The 19,688-nt window shown below is 35.9% G+C and carries 24 protein-coding genes; 15 read left to right on the forward strand and 9 right to left on the reverse strand.

Annotated elements, in window-relative coordinates; genetic code table 11:
* Nucleotides 1-13: 13 nt before the first annotated feature.
* Together U860_RS0121520 and mciZ are read right to left on the reverse strand one after the other, a co-directional pair.
* The gene (locus tag U860_RS0121520; RefSeq protein WP_025150131.1) at nucleotides 14-928 is read right to left on the reverse strand and encodes an aldo/keto reductase; all 915 of its coding nucleotides are present in this window, start codon (nucleotides 926-928) and stop codon (nucleotides 14-16) included.
* A gap of 53 nt (nucleotides 929-981) precedes the next feature.
* Nucleotides 982-1,110 carry a Z-ring formation inhibitor MciZ gene (mciZ, locus tag U860_RS0121525; protein WP_000870295.1) on the reverse strand — a complete coding sequence of 43 codons (129 nt, stop codon included), beginning with the start codon at nucleotides 1,108-1,110 and terminating at the stop codon, nucleotides 982-984.
* Between the two features lie 74 nt (nucleotides 1,111-1,184).
* Between mciZ and U860_RS0121530 the strand changes: the two genes are divergently transcribed.
* Nucleotides 1,185-1,724, forward strand: coding sequence for an NUDIX hydrolase (locus U860_RS0121530; RefSeq protein WP_002173322.1), 540 nt, complete (start codon nucleotides 1,185-1,187; stop codon nucleotides 1,722-1,724).
* Nucleotides 1,725-1,749: 25 nt separating this feature from the next.
* Here the strand turns inward: U860_RS0121530 and U860_RS0121535 are convergent, their stop codons facing one another.
* Nucleotides 1,750-2,301: a GNAT family N-acetyltransferase gene (locus tag U860_RS0121535; protein WP_025150132.1), complete on the reverse strand. Its 552-nt coding sequence runs from the start codon at nucleotides 2,299-2,301 to the stop codon at nucleotides 1,750-1,752.
* A gap of 126 nt (nucleotides 2,302-2,427) precedes the next feature.
* Here U860_RS0121535 and spoIIM point away from each other — a divergent pair, with 126 nt between their 5' ends.
* From spoIIM to corA, 9 genes are all read left to right on the forward strand, one after another.
* Nucleotides 2,428-3,075, forward strand: coding sequence for a stage II sporulation protein M (gene spoIIM / locus U860_RS0121540; RefSeq protein WP_002173320.1), 648 nt, complete (start codon nucleotides 2,428-2,430; stop codon nucleotides 3,073-3,075).
* A gap of 107 nt (nucleotides 3,076-3,182) precedes the next feature.
* A complete protein-coding gene (locus U860_RS0121545; protein WP_000392654.1) occupies nucleotides 3,183-3,638 on the forward strand; it encodes a Fur family transcriptional regulator in 456 nt (151 codons plus the stop codon).
* A 103-nt stretch (nucleotides 3,639-3,741) separates the two neighbouring features.
* Nucleotides 3,742-3,972, forward strand: a complete 231-nt coding sequence (locus tag U860_RS0121550; RefSeq protein ID WP_001250436.1) for a YqzK family protein — start codon at nucleotides 3,742-3,744, stop codon at nucleotides 3,970-3,972.
* 6 nt (nucleotides 3,973-3,978) lie between these two features.
* Entirely contained in the window at nucleotides 3,979-4,869 is an 891-nt protein-coding gene (gene xerD, locus U860_RS0121555) for a site-specific tyrosine recombinase XerD (RefSeq protein ID WP_002173319.1), read from the forward strand.
* 147 nt (nucleotides 4,870-5,016) lie between these two features.
* Nucleotides 5,017-5,757 carry a FixH family protein gene (locus tag U860_RS0121560; RefSeq protein WP_025150133.1) on the forward strand — a complete coding sequence of 247 codons (741 nt, stop codon included), beginning with the start codon at nucleotides 5,017-5,019 and terminating at the stop codon, nucleotides 5,755-5,757.
* Between the two features lie 366 nt (nucleotides 5,758-6,123).
* Nucleotides 6,124-7,308: a phosphopentomutase gene (gene deoB / locus U860_RS0121565; protein ID WP_025150134.1), complete on the forward strand. Its 1,185-nt coding sequence runs from the start codon at nucleotides 6,124-6,126 to the stop codon at nucleotides 7,306-7,308.
* 12 nt (nucleotides 7,309-7,320) lie between these two features.
* Nucleotides 7,321-8,142, forward strand: a complete 822-nt coding sequence (locus tag U860_RS0121570; protein ID WP_025150135.1) for a purine-nucleoside phosphorylase — start codon at nucleotides 7,321-7,323, stop codon at nucleotides 8,140-8,142.
* A 7-nt stretch (nucleotides 8,143-8,149) separates the two neighbouring features.
* Nucleotides 8,150-9,454 carry a pyrimidine-nucleoside phosphorylase gene (locus U860_RS0121575; RefSeq protein ID WP_025150136.1) on the forward strand — a complete coding sequence of 435 codons (1,305 nt, stop codon included), beginning with the start codon at nucleotides 8,150-8,152 and terminating at the stop codon, nucleotides 9,452-9,454.
* 60 nt (nucleotides 9,455-9,514) lie between these two features.
* Nucleotides 9,515-10,477 (forward strand): magnesium/cobalt transporter CorA, encoded by a 963-nt coding sequence (corA, locus tag U860_RS0121580; RefSeq protein WP_025150137.1) that lies wholly within the window; start codon nucleotides 9,515-9,517, stop codon nucleotides 10,475-10,477.
* A 33-nt stretch (nucleotides 10,478-10,510) separates the two neighbouring features.
* Here corA and U860_RS0121585 read toward each other — a convergent pair whose 3' ends face one another.
* Nucleotides 10,511-11,800, reverse strand: a complete 1,290-nt coding sequence (locus U860_RS0121585; RefSeq protein WP_025150138.1) for an NCS2 family permease — start codon at nucleotides 11,798-11,800, stop codon at nucleotides 10,511-10,513.
* Nucleotides 11,801-11,934: 134 nt separating this feature from the next.
* On the reverse strand, nucleotides 11,935-12,606 hold the full coding sequence (locus U860_RS0121590; protein WP_025150139.1) for an SIMPL domain-containing protein: 672 nt from the start codon (nucleotides 12,604-12,606) through the stop codon (nucleotides 11,935-11,937).
* Nucleotides 12,607-12,870: 264 nt separating this feature from the next.
* Between U860_RS0121590 and U860_RS0121595 the strand changes: the two genes are divergently transcribed.
* Together U860_RS0121595 and U860_RS0121600 are read left to right on the forward strand one after the other, a co-directional pair.
* Complete coding sequence (locus U860_RS0121595; protein ID WP_025150140.1) at nucleotides 12,871-13,290, forward strand: MarR family transcriptional regulator; 420 nt, start codon at nucleotides 12,871-12,873, stop codon at nucleotides 13,288-13,290.
* Between the two features lie 100 nt (nucleotides 13,291-13,390).
* Nucleotides 13,391-13,936, forward strand: a complete 546-nt coding sequence (locus tag U860_RS0121600) for a hypothetical protein (protein WP_025150141.1) — start codon at nucleotides 13,391-13,393, stop codon at nucleotides 13,934-13,936.
* Between the two features lie 17 nt (nucleotides 13,937-13,953).
* On the opposite strand, the gene U860_RS0121605 is transcribed toward U860_RS0121600, so the two are convergent.
* Genes U860_RS0121605 through U860_RS0121620 form a run of 4 tightly spaced genes read right to left on the reverse strand, consistent with a single transcriptional unit; the run spans nucleotide 13,954 to nucleotide 17,363 of the window.
* On the reverse strand, nucleotides 13,954-15,027 hold the full coding sequence (locus tag U860_RS0121605; RefSeq protein ID WP_025150142.1) for an ABC transporter permease subunit: 1,074 nt from the start codon (nucleotides 15,025-15,027) through the stop codon (nucleotides 13,954-13,956).
* A 12-nt stretch (nucleotides 15,028-15,039) separates the two neighbouring features.
* Complete coding sequence (locus U860_RS0121610; RefSeq protein WP_025150143.1) at nucleotides 15,040-16,107, reverse strand: ABC transporter permease; 1,068 nt, start codon at nucleotides 16,105-16,107, stop codon at nucleotides 15,040-15,042.
* Nucleotides 16,097-16,978, reverse strand: a complete 882-nt coding sequence (locus U860_RS0121615) for an ABC transporter ATP-binding protein (RefSeq protein ID WP_025150144.1) — start codon at nucleotides 16,976-16,978, stop codon at nucleotides 16,097-16,099. The genes U860_RS0121610 and U860_RS0121615 overlap by 11 nt, the downstream gene beginning before the upstream one ends.
* Entirely contained in the window at nucleotides 16,944-17,363 is a 420-nt protein-coding gene (locus U860_RS0121620) for a GntR family transcriptional regulator (protein ID WP_025150145.1), read from the reverse strand. Before U860_RS0121620 ends, U860_RS0121615 begins: the two co-directional genes overlap by 35 nt.
* A 166-nt stretch (nucleotides 17,364-17,529) precedes the next feature.
* Between U860_RS0121620 and dacF the strand changes: the two genes are divergently transcribed.
* The 3 genes from dacF (at nucleotide 17,530) to spoIIAB (ending at nucleotide 19,677) form a co-directional block, all read left to right on the forward strand.
* Complete coding sequence (gene dacF, locus U860_RS0121625) at nucleotides 17,530-18,720, forward strand: serine-type D-Ala-D-Ala carboxypeptidase DacF (RefSeq protein WP_025150146.1); 1,191 nt, start codon at nucleotides 17,530-17,532, stop codon at nucleotides 18,718-18,720.
* 165 nt (nucleotides 18,721-18,885) lie between these two features.
* Nucleotides 18,886-19,236, forward strand: a complete 351-nt coding sequence (gene spoIIAA / locus U860_RS0121630) for an anti-sigma F factor antagonist (protein WP_002088460.1) — start codon at nucleotides 18,886-18,888, stop codon at nucleotides 19,234-19,236.
* Nucleotides 19,237-19,677 (forward strand): anti-sigma F factor, encoded by a 441-nt coding sequence (gene spoIIAB, locus U860_RS0121635; RefSeq protein WP_001243400.1) that lies wholly within the window; start codon nucleotides 19,237-19,239, stop codon nucleotides 19,675-19,677.
* The last annotated feature ends 11 nt before the right edge of the window (nucleotides 19,678-19,688 follow it).

Below are 19,688 nucleotides of genomic sequence, written 5' to 3' on the forward strand. Positions count from 1 at the left end.
TGGTAGCGTCTTTTTAACGATGTAAAGCATATGTATCAAATTTTACAATTTGCTGAAGTTGTGTATATTCTTCTTCTGTTAAAGGTGTTTGTTTACCAGCATGTATATTTTCTTGCAACTGTTGAATAGAGCTTGCACCAGGTATAACAGATGCAACAGCTTCATTATGTAAGCAGTATTGAATGGCCGATCCAGTTAAAGAGCGTTCTCCTGTAATGCCTTTTACATTAGTTAATGTTTGTTTTAATTCATTGAAAGAATAGGAGAGGTAATCTTTTTCTTTCACTTTTTCTATTTTCGTTTCATTGTTGTCAGTTAACAGTCCTTTTGCAAGTGGTCCGCGTGCGATGACACTAATTTGATGTTCATAAAGTAGCGGGAACCATTCTTCAGGACGACGATTTAAAAGGCTGTACTCCATTAATACACTAACGATATTTGAACGTTTTGCATACTCACGGATGACATTTGGACGTATAGAAGAGATACCATAATGACGAATAATACCTTCTTTTTTTAATTCTTCAAAGGCTTCAACTGTTTCATCCATAGGATCTTCAATCGTCCCGCCATGCAGTTGATATAAATCAATATAATCTGTTTGAAGTCTACGTAAACTTTCTTTTACTTCGGCCTTTATGTAAGCTTTAGAAGGATCCCAAGACCAGCCGTTTTTTTCTTCTGTCCATCGATTTCCAACCTTTGTTGTAAGAACAATTTGATCTCGTTTTCCTTTCAGAGCTTTTCCGACAAATTCTTCATTTAATCCATAATCGTATAAGTCCGCTGTATCAAAAAAGTTAATTCCTAAATCGATTGCCTCATCGATAATACGCATAGCTTCTACTTCAGATGTTCCAAGAGACATACAGCCAAATCCGATTTCCGTAACATATAAATCTGATTTTCCTAATTGACGTTTTTTCATAAGTCAACCTCCTTATCTTTATTGTACGAAAGGGGAAGAAGGTTGACAAACGTTTACTTTTTGTTTGCTGTAATCCACTCTTGCACAGTTGTATACTCTTTTCCATATTGTTTTAGTTTATGACGAATTTGCCATGCTTTGCCGACTAAAGTGACGCGATTTGGTAAAATATAAACTTTCATTTCTATCAGGCTCCTTTCAATGTGGTAAAATGTATGAAGAACGATTAGGAAATAGAACAGGGAGATGAAGTAGTATGAGTAATCTTGCAGAAAGAACAGTAAAAACTGAACCGATTTTTGATGGTAGAGTTATAAAAGTTCGTGTTGATGATGTAGTATTACCAAATGGAGAAATGAGTAAACGTGAAATCGTAAATCACCCTGGGGCAGTTGCTATTATTGCTATTACTGATGAGGGGAAAATTGTACTTGTTGAGCAGTATCGTAAAGCTCTCGAAAAGGCAATTGTGGAAATTCCAGCTGGGAAGTTAGAACCTGGGGAAAAGCCAGAGGTAACAGCAGTTCGTGAATTAGAAGAAGAAACAGGATATGTATGTGAAAATATGGAGTTTATCACATCTTTCTATACATCACCTGGTTTTGCAGACGAGATTTTATATGTATATAAAGCGACAGGATTAAAACAAAAAGAAAATAAAGCAGCTTTAGATGAAGATGAATTTGTGGAATTAATGGAAGTGTCATTAGAAGAAGCAATTTCTCTTATGGAAAATCATCGTATTCATGATGCGAAGACGATGTTTGCAGTACAGTATTTACAATTACAAAAATAAAACACTCGCCTTAGGCGAGTGTTTTTTAATTAATTTTCGCATATACACGTGCATCGCGTAAGCTACCGTCTGGCGCTAGGAAATCATTTTCCATAGTACCCTCTAAAATAAATTCAAGACGTTCTGCTAAGCTACATGCATTTACATTTGTTGCGTCAGTACGAATTTCAATTCTTCTAGCACCTAGTTTATCAAAGGCAAATTGAATTGCCCCTTTAACGGCTTCTGTCATATAGCCTTGCTTTGTATAAGCGCTATGTAACCAGAAGTGAAGTGAAAAATTTGGAATATCCCAGTTTTCAGGCTTAAGAGTAATAGCTCCGATGAATGTACCAGATACTTTATCGTATAAGTGAAAATCAAGTGTTTCACGAAGTAAAAACTGTCCGTGAGCTTCGCGAACAATTTCTTCAGCACTTTCTTCTGTTTCAGCTGTAATTGGCATCCACGGTAATAAGTCTTCTAGAGAAGCTTGGATTGCTTCATACACTTCTGTGCCGTCACCTGGAAACGGCTTACGTACTTGCAAGCGCTCAGTTTGAAATAATGTTGGAAAATCTAACAATAATGGTTTCAAGAGAAATCCCTCCTATTCTCTACTATTTAGTTTAGCAAAGTAGAGCGGAATTTCAATGTTAATTCGTCATACTTTTTTTCTTTCTCACATACATTTTTAGTAAGAGTGTGAACGGAGGGAAGGAAAATGTGGCGAAAAACTTGGCAAGACCGTGTAATGTCTCACATACAGGAAAATTCTTCACTATATATATTTAACTCTGTTTTATTATTGATGGGAGTAATATTTGGAGCGATTCTTGTGAATAGTTTACAAATAAACCAAAAGCAAGATTTATCATTTTATTTACAGCGTTTTTTTGGACAAGTTTCTAAAGGAGAATTTGCTATTGCGGGTGAAATGTTTCGAGAAAGTTACTTTTCGCAATTAAAATATATTGGCTTTATTTGGATTTTAGGGATTTCCATTATTGGATTACCACTTATTTTTATCTTATTATTTTTAAAAGGAGTAGTTGTTGGATTTACAGTAGGTTTTTTAGTAAGTCAGCACGGATGGAATGGATTACTATTAGCATTTGTATCTGTATTGCCGCAAAATTTAATTATAATTCCAGTGTTTCTTGTTATGACAACAATTGCTGCAAGCTTTTCTTTGAGAATGATTAGGCACCAATTTATCCGGAAAATAACTGAGCCACTATTACCGTTATTAATTCGTTATACATGCTTTTTTCTCGTGATTGGAGCAGTGTTAGCTATCGCCTCTAGCGTCGAAGCATATGCATCACCAATTTTAATGAAAGAAGTCGTGGAAGCTATTAATAAAAAATAAATACTTTTTGAGAATAATTATCAATTTGTTTTTATTGTTTTTTCTTTTGACAGAAGCCCTTCTTCTGATATAATGGTGTAAGAGTGGCGAGGAGGGAGTAGTACCGAATGGAAGAAAGAATTGAACGAATTAAGAAGCAATTACATGCAGCGAGCTATAAATTGACACCACAACGTGAAGCAACAGTTCGTGTGCTGCTGGAAAATGAAGAAGATCATTTAAGCGCAGAAGATGTATACCTCCTTGTAAAAGAAAAGTCGCCAGAGATCGGATTAGCAACCGTCTATCGAACTTTAGAGCTATTATCTGAGTTAAAAGTTGTCGATAAGATTAACTTCGGAGACGGTGTTTCACGCTATGACTTACGCCAAGAAGGTGCACAGCGTTTCCACCATCATTTAATCTGTACACAATGCGGTGCTGTACAAGAAATACAAGAAGATTTACTTGGTGAAGTGGAGAATAAAGTAGAACGAGACTGGAGCTTTAAGGTGAAAGATCATCGTTTAACATTCCATGGGATTTGTAAAAATTGTCAAGAAAATGAAACGGATGAAAAATAACCTTTTCCTATTTAACTAGGAAGAGGTTTTTTATTTGAATAAGGTATAAATCGGTGGAAGCTTGGCATATGTTGTAATAACTTATATTTTGGAGGAATTTACAATGCGCCGAGCTTTGAAATTAACTTTTGATGGAATGAAAGTATTTTTATTATTTACGAGTTGTACGATTTTGTTTTATTTCGCTATACTATGGATAAATGAAGAATATGAAAGTTACCATCGTTATGAAAAGCCAAAAGAAGAGACTGTAGAAAAAGTATCAGGGAATGAGGAGCCGGCAAAGGATGCTTTCGTAAATAGAATGATGTTTTTCTATGAAAATGGGGAGTAGTGTAGATTGGAAGATCAATTAAAAGATTTTATTCATTATATGATTGTTGAAAAAGGATTAGCGAAAAATACAGTTGTATCTTACGAACGTGATTTGAAAAGCTATGTGAAGTATTTGCAAAATGTAGAACAGACGAAGACATTTCATGAAGTGACACGCCTACACATTGTTAACTTTTTGCAGTATTTAAAAGAAAATGGGAAGTCTTCAAAAACATTGGCACGTCATATTGCATCGATTCGTTCGTTTCACCAATTTTTACTTCGTGAACGAGCGGTGGAGCATGACCCATCGGTACATATTGAAACGCCGCAAGGGGAACGGAAATTACCAAAAGTATTATCTGTTGACGAAGTAGAAGCGTTACTTCAAACACCGAAAGCGGCGAGTGCTTTTGGGATTCGTGATAAAGCAATGTTAGAGTTATTGTATGCAACAGGACTTCGTGTTTCAGAATTAATTGCATTAAATTTAGAAGATGTACACTTAACGATGGGGTTTGTTCGCTGCATAGGGAAAGGGAATAAAGAAAGAATTATTCCATTAGGAAGCTTAGCGACGGAAGCGATTCAAAAGTATATTGAAAAAGGAAGAAGAGAATTGATGGGGAAAAAAGCAGTAGATGCACTCTTTTTAAACCATCATGGAAACCGATTATCGAGACAAGGGTTTTGGAAAATTTTAAAGCGATTAGCGAAAGAAGCAAATATTGAAAAAGAGCTTACACCGCATACGTTGCGTCACTCTTTTGCTACGCATTTATTAGAGAACGGGGCAGATTTGCGTGCTGTACAAGAAATGCTTGGACATGCAGATATTTCAACAACGCAAATCTATACACACGTTTCAAAAACTAGATTAAAAGATGTATATAAACAGTTCCATCCGAGAGCATAGTTATTATGCTCTTTTTTTCATAGATTGAGAAGAGTAAAGCACTTCACAGAAACTTCACAAACATTTCGTACATTATTTTCAGCAGAAGACTAGAATATTACAATGTATTTACTCTATACTAAGGAAAGTATGAAGGAGGAAATGAAGATGAAAAAACTTATTATTACATTATTTATCGCGATGCTAGCACTGGCTGGCTGTAATACAAACAAAGAAGAACCGAAAAAAGAACAGAAAATTGAGGCTGTAAAAGTAGCCGTTCAAACGAATCCGAAAAAAATTAAACCAGGTGAAAAAACAGAAGTACAGGCACTTGTTACACAAGGAAAAGAAAGAGTAACGGATGCTGATGACGTAAAGTTTGAGATTTGGAAAGATGGCGACGAGAAACACGAGATGTTAGATGGTAAGCATAAAGGGAAAGGGGTTTATGCTGTAGAGAAAACATTTGAGACTGATGGAGTATACCATATTATTGCTCACACAAATGCACGTGAAATGCATGTTATGCCAGAAGAAAAAGTGGCTGTGGGAAATGCCAAAGTAGAAGATGCAAAGAAAGAAAATAGTGATCATGGTGCAGGGCACGGCGATCATAAGAGCGATACAATGATTCACCTTATGGCTGGAGATTTGAAAGCCAATGCTGAATCAGAAATGAAAGTTCATTTGAAACAAAAAGAAGAAGCATTAACTGGCGCTGAAGTACAACTTGAGATTTGGAAAGATGGCGTTGAAAAACATGAATTTATTCCAGCAAAAGAAGGAAATAAAGGCGAGTACGTAACCAAGCATACATTTAAAGAAAATGGTACTTATAAAGTGAAAGTTCATGTAAGAAAAGGCGAACTACATGAACATAAAGAAGAAACAGTAGAAGTAAAATAAAAAAGTAGCTCTTTAGAGCTACTTTTTTATTTTTATATTAGGAAATTATTCATAAAATGATTAGCACTTCTTTGTAGAATGGATTACAATAGAAGTGTGAAGAAAATGAGAAATTCTACGAAAATGTATTAAAAAGAAAGCGTAAACATGTTATGATATCAATATCAGATGTCTGACATCTGACTTAGAAAAAACTAGAAATGTTTTTCAGTCGTTTCAAGTAAAACGAAATAGGTTAGAGAATGATTTAAAGAAGTACTGTTTGACAATGAGAACGAAAGATAATTCTTATCGATAACAGTTTCACTTTATAGCGTTTTGAACATACTACAAGAAGTAGAACTGAACTTATAGGAGGTCGCAGTTATGAATAAATATAAACGTATTTTCCTAGTCGTAATGGACTCAGTGGGAATCGGTGAAGCACCAGATGCTGAACAATTTGGTGATTTAGGTTCTGATACAATTGGTCACATTGCTGAACATATGAATGGATTACAAATGCCAAACATGGTGAAATTAGGTCTTGGTAACATTCGTGAAATGAAAGGTATTTCTAAAGTAGAGAAACCGCTTGGATATTATACAAAAATGCAAGAGAAATCTACTGGTAAAGATACAATGACAGGTCACTGGGAAATCATGGGCCTATATATTGATACACCATTCCAAGTGTTCCCTGAAGGATTCCCGAAAGAATTACTTGATGAATTAGAGGCAAAAACAGGCCGTAAAATTATCGGTAATAAGCCAGCTTCTGGAACTGAGATTCTTGATGAGCTTGGTCAAGAGCAAATGGAAACAGGTTCTTTAATCGTTTACACTTCTGCTGATAGCGTATTACAAATCGCAGCTCATGAAGAAGTAGTACCACTTGAAGAACTATATAAAATTTGTAAAATTGCACGTGAATTAACACTAGATGAGAAGTACATGGTAGGACGTGTTATCGCTCGTCCGTTCGTCGGAGAACCAGGAAACTTCACACGTACACCAAATCGTCATGACTATGCGTTAAAACCATTTGGTCGCACAGTAATGAATGAACTAAAAGATAACGATTATGACGTAATTGCTATTGGTAAAATTTCTGATATTTATGATGGAGAAGGGGTAACTGAATCACTTCGTACGAAGTCTAATATGGATGGAATGGATAAGCTTGTAGATACATTAAATATGGACTTTACAGGTCTTAGCTTCTTAAACTTAGTTGACTTTGATGCATTATTCGGTCATCGTCGTGACCCACAAGGATACGGAGAAGCATTACAAGAATATGATGCACGTCTTCCAGAAGTATTCGAAAAACTAAAAGAAGATGATCTATTATTAATTACAGCAGACCACGGTAATGATCCAGTTCACCACGGTACTGATCATACACGTGAATATGTGCCGTTATTAGCATATAGCCCAAGCATGAAAGATGGCGGACAAGAATTATCACTTCGTCAAACATTTGCTGATATTGGTGCAACTGTAGCAGAAAACTTTAACGTTAAAATGCCAGAACACGGAACAAGCTTCTTAAACGAGCTAAAGAAATAGGGGGATAAACAAATGAATCGTGAACTTATTACAAAATCAGCTTCATACTTAAAAGAGCAATTTCAAGAGACACCACAAGTAGGACTAATCCTTGGATCTGGACTAGGTGTATTAGCAGATGAAATCGAGAATGCAGTAACAGTACCATACAGCGAAATCCCTGAATTCCCAGTTTCAACTGTAGAGGGTCATGCAGGTCAATTAGTATTTGGTACACTTCAAGGTGTAACAGTAGTAGCAATGCAAGGACGTTTCCATTTCTACGAAGGATATGATATGCAAAAAGTAACATTCCCAGTTCGTGTTATGAAAGAACTAGGTGTAGAAACAGTTGTTGTAACGAATGCAGCTGGTGGTGTAAATACATCATTTGAACCAGGCGATCTTATGTTAATTTCAGATCACATTAACTTCATGGGTACGAATCCATTAATCGGACCGAATGATTCTGAAATGGGTGTACGCTTCCCTGATATGTCTACATCATATACGACAGAACTTCGCGAAATGGCGAAACAAGTTGCAGCAGATTTAAACATTAAAGTACAGGAAGGTGTATACGTTGGAATGACAGGTCCTGTATATGAAACACCTGCTGAAATTCGTATGCTTCGTACACTTGGCGGAGATGCAGTTGGTATGTCAACTGTACCTGAAGTAATTGTAGCGCGTCATGCTGGTATGAAAGTACTTGGTATTTCTTGTATTTCAAATATGGCAGCTGGTATTTTAGATCAGCCACTTCACCACGATGAAGTAATTGAAACGACAGAACGTGTTAAAGCTAACTTCTTAGCATTAGTAAAAGCAATCGTAAAACAAATGAAGGGGTGACTTCACAATGAGAATGGTGGACCTAATTGCAAAAAAACGTGATGGACATGCATTAACGACAGAAGAAATTAACTTTATCGTTGAAGGATATACAAATGGTAATATTCCAGATTATCAAATGAGTTCACTTGCAATGGCGATTTTCTTCCAAGATATGAATGAACAAGAACGTGCTGATTTAACGATGGCAATGGTAAATAGCGGCGATACAATTGATTTATCGGCAATTGAAGGGGTCAAAGTAGATAAGCATTCAACAGGTGGTGTTGGTGATACAACGACACTTGTATTAGGTCCATTAGTAGCTGCTTTAGATGTACCAGTTGCCAAAATGTCTGGACGTGGTCTAGGACATACAGGTGGTACAATTGATAAATTAGAGGCAGTACCAGGATTCCATGTTGAAATCGAAAATAATGAATTCATGCGTCTTGTAAATGAAAATAAAATTGCTGTTATTGGCCAAAGTGGAAACTTAACACCTGCTGATAAAAAGTTATATGCGCTTCGTGATGTAACGGCAACAGTAAACTCTATTCCGCTTATTGCAAGCTCGATTATGAGTAAGAAAATTGCTGCTGGAGCGGATGCAATCGTTCTTGATGTAAAAACAGGAGCGGGTGCATTTATGAAAACAGACGAAGATGCGAAACGTTTAGCGGAAGCAATGGTACGAATCGGTAATAACGTTGGTCGTAAGACGATGGCGGTTATTTCTGATATGAGTCAGCCACTTGGTGAGGCAATCGGTAATGCATTAGAAGTACAAGAAGCAATTGATACATTACAAGGTAAGGGACCGAAAGATTTAGAAGAGCTATGTTTAACGCTTGGAAGTCAAATGGTATACCTTGCTGGACAAGCTTCATCATTAGAAGATGCACGTGAAAAATTAATTGAAGTAATGAACAATGGAAAAGCGCTAGAAGCGTTTAAAACGTTCTTATCGGCGCAGGGCGGCGATGCTTCTGTTGTTGATGATCCTTCTAAATTACCACAAGCACAATTTAAAATTGAAGTGGAAGCGAAAGAAGACGGTTACGTATCGGAAATCGTTGCAGATGAAATTGGAACAGCAGCAATGCTTTTAGGAGCAGGGCGTGCTACGAAAGAGTCTGAAATCGATTTAGCAGTTGGTCTAATGCTTCGCAAAAAAGTAGGCGATAGCGTGAAAAAAGGTGATTCTCTTGTTACAATTTACGCAAACCGCGAAAATGTTGAAGATGTTAAAACGAAAATTTATGAGAACATGAAAATCGCTAAAGAACACGTAGATGCACCGACTTTAGTACACGGTATTGTAACGAAGTAATTAAAAAAGCTGAGGAGATTTCTCCTTGGCTTTTTTTACTATTTTTTGTTTATAATAATAATGGGTGAAATTATGATTAGAATTTGTGCAATAACGAAAAAAAATGAAGTTTTATATGATGTTTCGCTAGAAGAAACGAAAAAAGAAAACATCGTATGGTATTGGCTTGATTTATACAAGCCGACGAAAGAAGAGTATACATATATTTTACAAGATCACTTCAAGTTCCATCCCCTTGCAATTGAAGATTGTGTAGAGTATGTACAGAGGCCAAAGGTAGATTTTTATGATGGATATAATTTCTTAGTTCTCCATGCGTTTGGAGAAGACGGATTGGAACCACATGAAATCGATTTATTTGTTAGCGATCGATATATTGTTTCTTTCCATTTCTCTCATAACAATGCGATTGAAAGAGTATGGAAAACGCTCGGTGAGAAGAAACGTATTAAGAAGAGCCCTTTACATGTAGCACATACAATTATTGACCAAATTGTAGATGATTATTTCGCACCTGTTTATTACATTGAAGATCATTTAAATGCAATCGATGATAATTTAACGGGTGAGACAGCAGGAAGTGTGCTAGAAGAGGTATTCGATATTCGTTCAGATTTATCTAAGCTAAGGCGTACGATTATTCCGATGCGTGATTTATTGTATCGTATATTGAATTCAACTCGTTTTTACGGTATAAGCGATCATGAAATTTATTTCAAAGATATACATGATCATTTGCTTAAACTGACAGAGATGATTGAAGCGAGCCGTGAATTAACAGCAGATATTCGAGATAGCTACTTTTCGTTGAATTCCCACCATATGAACAACATTATGAAAACATTAACTGTATTCTCGACTATTTTCATGCCATTAACATTTATTGCAGGGGTATATGGCATGAACTTTTCGCATATGCCAGAGCTTGGCGGACAGTATAGTTATTTTATTTGTTTATTTTTAATGGCTTTAATTGGCGGAGGAATGATGGTTTGGTTTTACAAAAAAGGATGGTTTAAGTAAAAAAACACCGAGAAATACTCGGTGTTTTTTTTACTAGCCAATAGCATGTAATACGAACATGGCTAAGAATAAGCATGTAATGATATACATGGATGGTGCGACTTCTTTACGCTTTCCAAGAGCAACTTTCAAGATAGGATAAGCGATAAATCCGAACGCAATACCATCAGCGATACTATATGTGAACGGGATCATAACGATAATTAAAAACGCTGGAAACCCTTCTGAAAAGTCGTTCAGAGGAATTTGTTGAATGCTTGTAATCATCAGGCCGCCAATAATAATTAAGATTGGTGCAATGGCACTATCAGGAATTAGTTTGACAAACGGAAGCGCAAACAGTGATGCGAAGAATAACAACCCTGTAACGATAGACGTCAGACCTGTCTTCCCGCCTGCAGTAATACCTGCGGCACTCTCTACAGTTGAAACGGTAGGGCTTGTGCCAAATAGACCACATGTCATTGCTGAAATTGCATTTGCTTGGTAAGCACGTGGGAATTTACGGTCATCTTCTAATAAACCGTGTAAAAGTCCCATGTTCTCAAAAATAAGCACCATGCTTAAGGAGAATGTTGCAATCCAAAATGGTAAGGAAGAAAGTTTCCCAAATGACATAGCTCCAAACACATCGCCGTAATTAGCGAATGAAAACGAACTATTTCCCACATGACTCGTATCAACAAGGCCGAACAGCCATGCAATACCAGTTCCAATTGCAATCGTCCATAAAAAGTTTCCACGTACGTTACGCACAAATAGCACAAGTGCTACAATAAGAGTAAGTAGTGTTGCAAGAACGACAGGACTACTTAATTTTCCCATTGCAACAGCAGTAGTAGGATGCGAAACGACTAAACCACCTTTTTGCAAGCCAATAAAAGCTAAAAATAACCCGATACCGACAGTGATCGCTTCCTTTAATGACTTTGGAATCGATACCGAAAGCACGCGAGCAATCGGTGTAAACGCGGCAATTGCAAAAATAATACCAGAGATAAAGACAGCAGCTAATGCTTCTTGCCAAGTTAAACCGAGCGTATGCACAGCAGTGTACGTGAAGAATGCATTTACACCCATACCAGGGACAAGAATAGCAGGTGCATTTGCCCAAAATGCCATGAGTAGACATCCGACAAATGAACTAAAAACAGTTGCCAAGATTCCTGCCTCAAGAGGAATGCCGGCATCTGATAAGATTGACGCATTTACAATCATAATATAAACGATCGTGAAAAATGACGTAACTCCAGCTAAAACTTCTTGTTTTGGTGATGTTTCGTGTAAGTCTAATTTAAATGTTCTTTCAAGTATTCCTTTCATGTTAAACCTTCTTTTTCATATCCCTCTCCCACCCGTGATATCTCTTTTGTAAGAGCTCACCGTCCTTTATTATATCAGAACATCATGTTTTTACAACAACGAAAATGATAACGGTTACTTATAAATGAAATTATTTATAAATACGTAAAAATAGCCCGGATAGATGAAATGATTTCTAATTCTCCTGATTGAATGGGCGGAGCTGCATGCGCTTGCAAAGTAGCATAGGATGCAACCTCCCGTGGTAATTGGACAGATTCTTCAACGAGTGAGAGTGGAACAGGATTAATATTTAAATTGTATGTACTCGCAATTGTACGAGCTTTGTCTACTGCTTGTTGCAGAGCCTGAATGAGAGCTTGCTCATAATATTTATTTGGATGAGATATTCGAAAACGTAACCCTTTTGCTACATTTGCACCATTCGAAACGGCTATATCATATACTTCCCCTGCTTTTTGCACATTTAAAACGGTAATTTCATACAAATGCTCCACACGGTATCCTTGTAGTAATGCTTTATCATTTACATATTCGTATTGAGGAGTAATCGTATAAGAAATGGTTTCTATATCTTTATCGGCAATACCGAGCTGTTTGAGTGCATCCAGCAATTGTTTCGATTGTATCGCATTTTCTTCTTGCGCCTGTTTTACATTTTTACTATCTGTTCGAATTCCGAGTGTTAATATGACAACATTTGGTTTTGCCTTTACAATGCCTTCTCCTTGTACAGTAATAGTAGCTTCTTTACCAGCATTTGTCGTACGGATATTATGTAAATACGGATTCATTCCACCTTGCATTTTGCATCACCATCCTTTTTTATTCCGCTATTTGCGGGCAGTAAGACTGCCCGTAAAAGCCCGATTGGTGAAGGCTAATAATCAGTGGGGGATGGAGACCTTCCCACTGATTAAAGTTTCACTTTATATGTATATGTGTGAACAAAAAAGAAAATCGTATGAAAAAAGTTACATAAATGAGAATTAAGAGGAAAGAAAGCATATACAACAGAGGTATTTATAGATTATAATATGTATAAATATGATAAAAAAGGGACGAGGCTAGTGAACGAAAAAAGAGAAACACTGATTTTAGATTTATCTGCATCATTTCGAAAGATGATACGTTTATTACAAAATGATATTAATACACGTTTTTCAGAGCATATGCCATATAATGAATTCTCTGTACTACGTGCGTTGTTTTTAAAAAGTCCACAGATGGCTTCGCAAATTGCGAGTGAAGTAAACGTAACCTCCAGTCATATTACAGCTGTAACAGATCGTCTCGTACGAAAAGGATTTGTAGAAAGAAAACGTTCAAATTCAGATCGTCGTATCGTGTACTTAGAAATTACAGAACACGGACGAGAAGTAACTGAAAAACTTGAAGCTGTGCGTAAAGAATATTATAAAGATAGATTTAAAGGTTGGAGCGACCAAGAGATAGAAATGGTTTTAGAACTATTTGGCCGCGTATTATAATAAATGAGGATAGGAGGCGAGAGCTTTCCTATCCTTTTTCTTTTGAATAAAAATATTTTGAAACTCCGATACTTTAATTAAAAAGATCGGAGGAAAGATTATGAAATATATTGCTGCGCTTACCATTTTACTTGGAAGTTTTTTCTGTTTTCATACATTCACGTACGCCGATACCCCTATCCAAGTGGTGCAAAAAGAAGTGAAGTATATTGAAAACGATAATACGGTCTTATATTCGAAATTATGGGTTCGTTCTATGCAAAATGCAGTATTATTCCATCATAGCGATAATATTCGTAATCAGGACACATTGCGTAATGTAACAAATTCAGCGCTCGTTAAAGCAAAGCAATTGCCGTTTAAGAAAGCATCTATGTACATTCCGAGATTATCGCAATACGTATCAAAAGCAGGGAAAGAAAATATTCAAGTGTACTACATTGCGGTGTGCTATAACGTGAAAAAAGAAAATGCATATCAACTTAATGGCATGAACTATTTTCTACAAGTATTTGTGAAAGAAAATGGGAAATGGAAAATTGCTGAAAGTGTAGTCGCACCGACAGAACAAATTGTACAAAATGGTGATGGGTTTGGGATGAAAGAAGAAATGGTGTATGGGGATAGGAGAGAGAATGTGAAATAACCTCCTTCAAAAGGAGGTTATTTTATATTCGAAGAAAATTTAAGTTTTAAGAAGTGAGATAAGATTAAGTAAACTACGGCACTAGTTCCTATGAAGCCCATATAATAGCTCCAGATAGAGTGGCTTCCACCTACTAACATTCCGCCAAACATTCCAATAAAGATTACACAACATATCATACATAGCTTTTTGAGATTTGGATATAATAGGAAGTTTCCGTTTTGTTCATTAGGTGATCTTGTATATAAGTACATCCCTAAAGGTAATAAAATAATTATATTTGCGATTGGCCCAATAAGTTTCGTCGCTGAAGGAATGTAAGTGAAGTTTGGCTCATCATGACGCACTCCAGCAGCATCGGTATACGCCCTCTGAGGGTCGTAATCGAAATCAATATCGAATCTGTGAATTGGTGCTAAAATATTCACTTTTTCTAGTATACCTGTATATAAACTATCTACTTTCTCTTGTGTATAAGCAGGCGTATTTGTATGGATGGAAATAAATCCAGCAATAAGTGTTGGTAAAATAAAAGGAAATCCAAGTATAGCAGTAGCAAAAAATCCTTGTGAAATTATATTTCCAGTAATTGTACCTATACATAGTGCAAGGGTATAGATGGAAATTAATACAATAACCATGTATAAGAAATAAGTATGAAATGGTGAAAATACTTGATACTTATTATGAAAAGTTGTCTTTTTCATAATAGCAAAAAGTCCCCAATTCAATATAACGATAGCTACAATATTACACACGCCAAAAAGCCATTTCGTCATGAAGAGATCTTTCCGTTTAAATGGCATAGACCATAGAAAGTCACTTGATTGATTTTGACGTTCCCATCCAATAAGGATACAGGCTAATGCAATGAGGAGTGCCCCTTGAACCATGATAGCATCAATAAGTGAAAGGTGATAAGTGTATCGGAATATATAGTTCCATTTATTATTTTCATGGAAAAAATTTAGTTGCGTTGCAGCTGATAAATAATATTTATATGACAGTACGTAGAAACTTACTAACCAAAATAGCCAAACAATATATTTGCTTTGCTGATATGTGCGTATCCACAATGCTTTTTGAAACATAGGATCTCTCCTTTAAAAAACTTTATAATTTGTAAGACGTGATAATACAAAATAAGTGACGATTCCAGTTAAAAAGAATCCAATATAGTAACTAAATAACAAATTATAACTATTTAACATTTGGCCACCTATTAATGCAGCATATATGGTAGCACTCCATATCCAAAGTGAGCGGTATTTTTGAAAAATAAAGATTTTCTTATTGTTTTCATTCGGTGACCTCGTGTAAAGAAATGTGCCAAGAAGTAAGCCGAAAATTGTATAGAAAATAGAAACAAGAATTACTTTGGCAGAGTAGTAACGATGAGATGTAGGCCCTATTTTTATAACTTTTCCGCTATCCACGTATGATTGTGAATTAGGATCATAATGATAATCAATTGAAAAGTTTAGTATGGGACTTGAGATGTCTGTTTTCTTAGTAAAATCATAAATTTTCTCAAATCTTGTATAGCTTCTATGCTCATATAGTGCATCTGCGTTGATTGTTAAGAAAAAGAGCAAGAGTGAAAACACTCCCATTCCGATTACGCAAAAAGTAATGCTAAAGATGCCTTGTGGAATAACGCCACCAGTAAATGTGCCAATACATAGAGAAACAGTGTAAATAGCAATATATGAAAAAATTGCGTAAAGAAAATAACGATGAAATGGGCCGAATGATTGATATTCAAAATGGATTGTTGATTTGTAAATAAAATACATAAGAATCCAATTAATAAGAAATGATACTATAATAAAAAATGTACCGAAAAACCATTTTGATAAGAAAATATCACGCCTTTTAAAGGGCATCGTCATCAGTAATTCTCCATGTTGATGACTACGTTCCCATCCAATTAATATACAGGCTAGGGCAATTGTAATAATACCCAACAAAAAGCTATTAGAAGAATAAAAAGAATAGTGATAGTAAAACTTTTTTTCACCCATGCTTTCTGGATGGAGAAAGAGAGACTGTTGCTCTTCTGCTGCTTGATAGTATTCGAAAGATAAAAAATAAAGTGAACTAAAGAAAAATAGTAAAACAGCATATTTCCCGCGTTTCCAATTCCACATCCATAACGCCTTATGAAACATACCCATCCTCCTCAAGCGTCGTAACGAAGAAATCTTCAAGTGACATTGTTAATTCTTCAATGAGTATTGGTTGCTCTTTATAAAACTTCTCAAGTGTTGCAGCAACATTTCCTTCGATTAAAATCGTATATACTTTTCCCGTTTGATTTAATATTTTAATATTGCTTAAGTTTTCTAGTTTTTGAGGTAATGATCGTTCGTAAGCAACTTGTATTTTAGCAAATCGTGATTTTGCATCGTCTAGTGACGTAATAGAATCTACTGTATGCCCTTTTAAAATAATGATTGTATCTGCGATTTTTTCAACTTCATCTAAATGATGAGTAGAGATGAAAATCGTAATTTCTTTCTCCGCTACTTCTTCAACGAGAAATTGTAGGATTTGTCTTTTAACGATAGGATCAAGCCCGTTTGTCGGTTCATCTAAAATAATATATTCTGCTTTTGCAGCGAAAGCTAAAATGATGGCAAGCAGTGCTTTCATTCCTTTTGAATAACTACGAATTCGTTTGTTCGGCAAGTTAAAACGTTCTAATATTTCATAAAAATATTGTTCATCGAATGCTGTATAAACGGCTTTATAAAATTTCACGATTTCCTTTACTGTATATCCGTTCAGTATGTTAGTAGAATCCGGAACATATACAACTTTTTGTTTAATTTCCGGCTGCTTATGAACATCCGTATCCTCATATGTAACAGTGCCTTCATCGGGGTCTAAAATGCCGACCATCGTTCGTAATAAAGTTGTTTTCCCTGCACCGTTTCTACCGAGCAATCCGACGATACTACCTTTTTGTAATGTGAAAGAAACATCGTCTAAAATTGTTTGATTATCAATTGTTTTCTTCAAGTTTGTCACTTTCAGCATCTGTACTTCCTCCAATCTCTTTGTAGTATGAATCTATCCAATCGTGAATTTTATCTTTCGTAATCCCAAGATAAGAGGCTTCTAGTAGTAATTGATGAAATTGCTTTTCAACCATAGCGATTTTCCTTTCGTCTAATGTTGGGGTAATCGATTGGGATACAAATGTTCCTTTCCCTCGTAATGTTTCAATAATCCCTTGTCTTTCTAATTCTTGATAAGCTTTGCTTACTGTATTTGGATTTATAACGAGCAAAGATGCGAGCTCGCGTACAGAAGGAAGCTTATCACTTGGAGCTAACATGTTTTTCAATACGAGTTCTTTTACATTTTGGACAATTTGTTCCCATATCGGAGTGTTGCTTCTTGGATCAAGTTGAATATGCAAGAGCAATGTCTCCTTCCTGATGAGTATTAAGTGTACTACTGTGTGTAATACACTTAATACAATATAGGCGATGAATTTATTTGTCAACTGAAAATGATAGAAAAATATGGTATTAAAAATGTATAAATTGGAAAAAATAGGTTTGATATAGAATGGAGGGTTAGTCATGAAGCGAGTTTTTGGAATACTTGTTTGTTTCATGTTATTGCTTTCTGGTACTTCAGTTAGTTTCGCACAATCTGAGAAAACGAAGCAGGAGAAAACAGAAGAAACAGCACCGAAGTTAGCCGAACAAGCGTCGTCAGCAATCGTAATTGAGCAAGATACAGGTAAAGTTTTGTTTGCTAAAAATCCGAATGAAAAGTTACCACCTGCTAGTATGACGAAGATTATGACAATGCTATTAATTATGGAACAAGTTGAAAAAGGAAAACTAAAACTAAACGATAAAGTTAGAGCGAGTGAACACGCAGCTTCAATGGGTGGATCACAAATTTTTCTAGAGCCTGGGGAAGAGATGACTGTAAATGAAATGCTAAAGGGTATTGCGATTGCATCTGGAAACGATGCATCTGTTGCAGTAGCTGAGCATATCGCTGGTTCAGAAGAAGGGTTCGTAAATATGATGAACAAAAAAGCGAAAGATCTAGGACTGAAAAATACACATTTTCAAAATCCGACAGGTCTTCCAGCGAAAGATCATTATTCCACAGCGAATGATATGGCTATTATGGCGAAAGAGTTGATGAAGTATCCACTTATTCGAAAATATACAGGTAAGTATGAAGACTATTTACGTGAAAATACGGATAAGAAATTTTGGCTCGTTAATACGAATAAGTTAGTTCGTTTTTATCCTGGAGTAGATGGAGTGAAGACGGGTTTTACGACAGAAGCGAAATATTGTTTAACAGCATCAGCTGAAAAAAATGGAATGCGTGTTATTTCAGTTGTCATGGGAGCACCTACGTCAAAAGAGCGGAACAACCAAGTAACAAAGCTTCTTGACTATGCATTTGGACAATATATGACAAAGAAATTGTATACACGTGGCGAGAAAATTAAGACTGTACAAGTAGGAAAAGGTAAAAAAGAAAAAGTAGATTTAGTTGCGTCAGACAATGTGTCTCTTCTTATGAAGAAGGGCGAAAATATGGACAAGGTAAAACAAGAAGTGATTGCTGAAAAGAAAGTAAAGGCACCGATTAAAAAAGGTGATGCACTTGGTACACTCGTTATTAAAAAAGATAAAGATGTTTTATTAAAACAAACAATTGTAGCAAAAGAAGATGTTGCTGCAGCAAGCTGGTGGGAACTATTTAAAAGAAGTTTTGGGATGTTTTCAACATCAAAATAGCGGCGGGAATTTTGCCGCTTTTCTGCTCGTATATACGGGGATAATTGCTGAAAGGTTTCACTTTATGACGAAATAGTTCTTCTTTTGTCAGTAGGAAGGATTCTTATTTTATATCACGAAAATCTTATGTTAATGAGTAAAGTTTGAGCATAAGGAGGAAATCGTGTGAGTCTTTCCATGCACTTAGAAGTAAAACGTGACGTCTTATGTGTGAGACTAGAGGGTGAATTAGATCATCATACTGCTGAAGAGTTGCGAACGAAAGTAACAGATATGATTGAGACACATGGTGTTCATCATATTGTTTTGAGCCTAGAGAACTTAACATTTATGGATAGTTCTGGTCTAGGTGTTATATTAGGCCGATATAAACATGTAAAGGGATTAGGTGGAGAAATGGTTGTCTGTGCAATTTCACCGCCTGTTAAACGTTTATTTGAAATGTCAGGTCTATTCAAAATTGTTCGTTTAGAAGAAAGTGAAGCGCATGCGCTCGCGACGTTGGGGGTGGCATAAATGAGAAATGAAATGAACCTTCAATTTTCAGCGTTAAGTCAGAATGAATCATTCGCTCGCGTTACAGTAGCTGCTTTTATTGCACAACTAGACCCGACGATGGAAGAACTAACAGAGATTAAAACAGTTGTGTCAGAAGCAGTTACAAATGCAATTATTCATGGATATGAAGGAAATGCAGAAGGTGTTGTTTATATTTCAGTGATTTTGGAAGAAGCAATGGTGAAACTCACGATTCGAGATGAAGGGATTGGTATCTTTAACTTAGATGAGGCAAGACAACCCCTTTTTACAACTAAACCTGAATTAGAGCGTTCCGGAATGGGATTTACTATCATGGAAAATTTTATGGATGAAGTAGAAGTTATTTCAAACGAATCTTTCGGGACAACAATCCATTTGACAAAATACTTATCAAATAGTAACGCTCTATGCAATTAAGGAGAATAGCC

This window comes from Bacillus sp. H1a, from assembly GCF_000633475.1.
Classification (GTDB): domain Bacteria; phylum Bacillota; class Bacilli; order Bacillales; family Bacillaceae_G; genus Bacillus_A; species Bacillus_A paramycoides.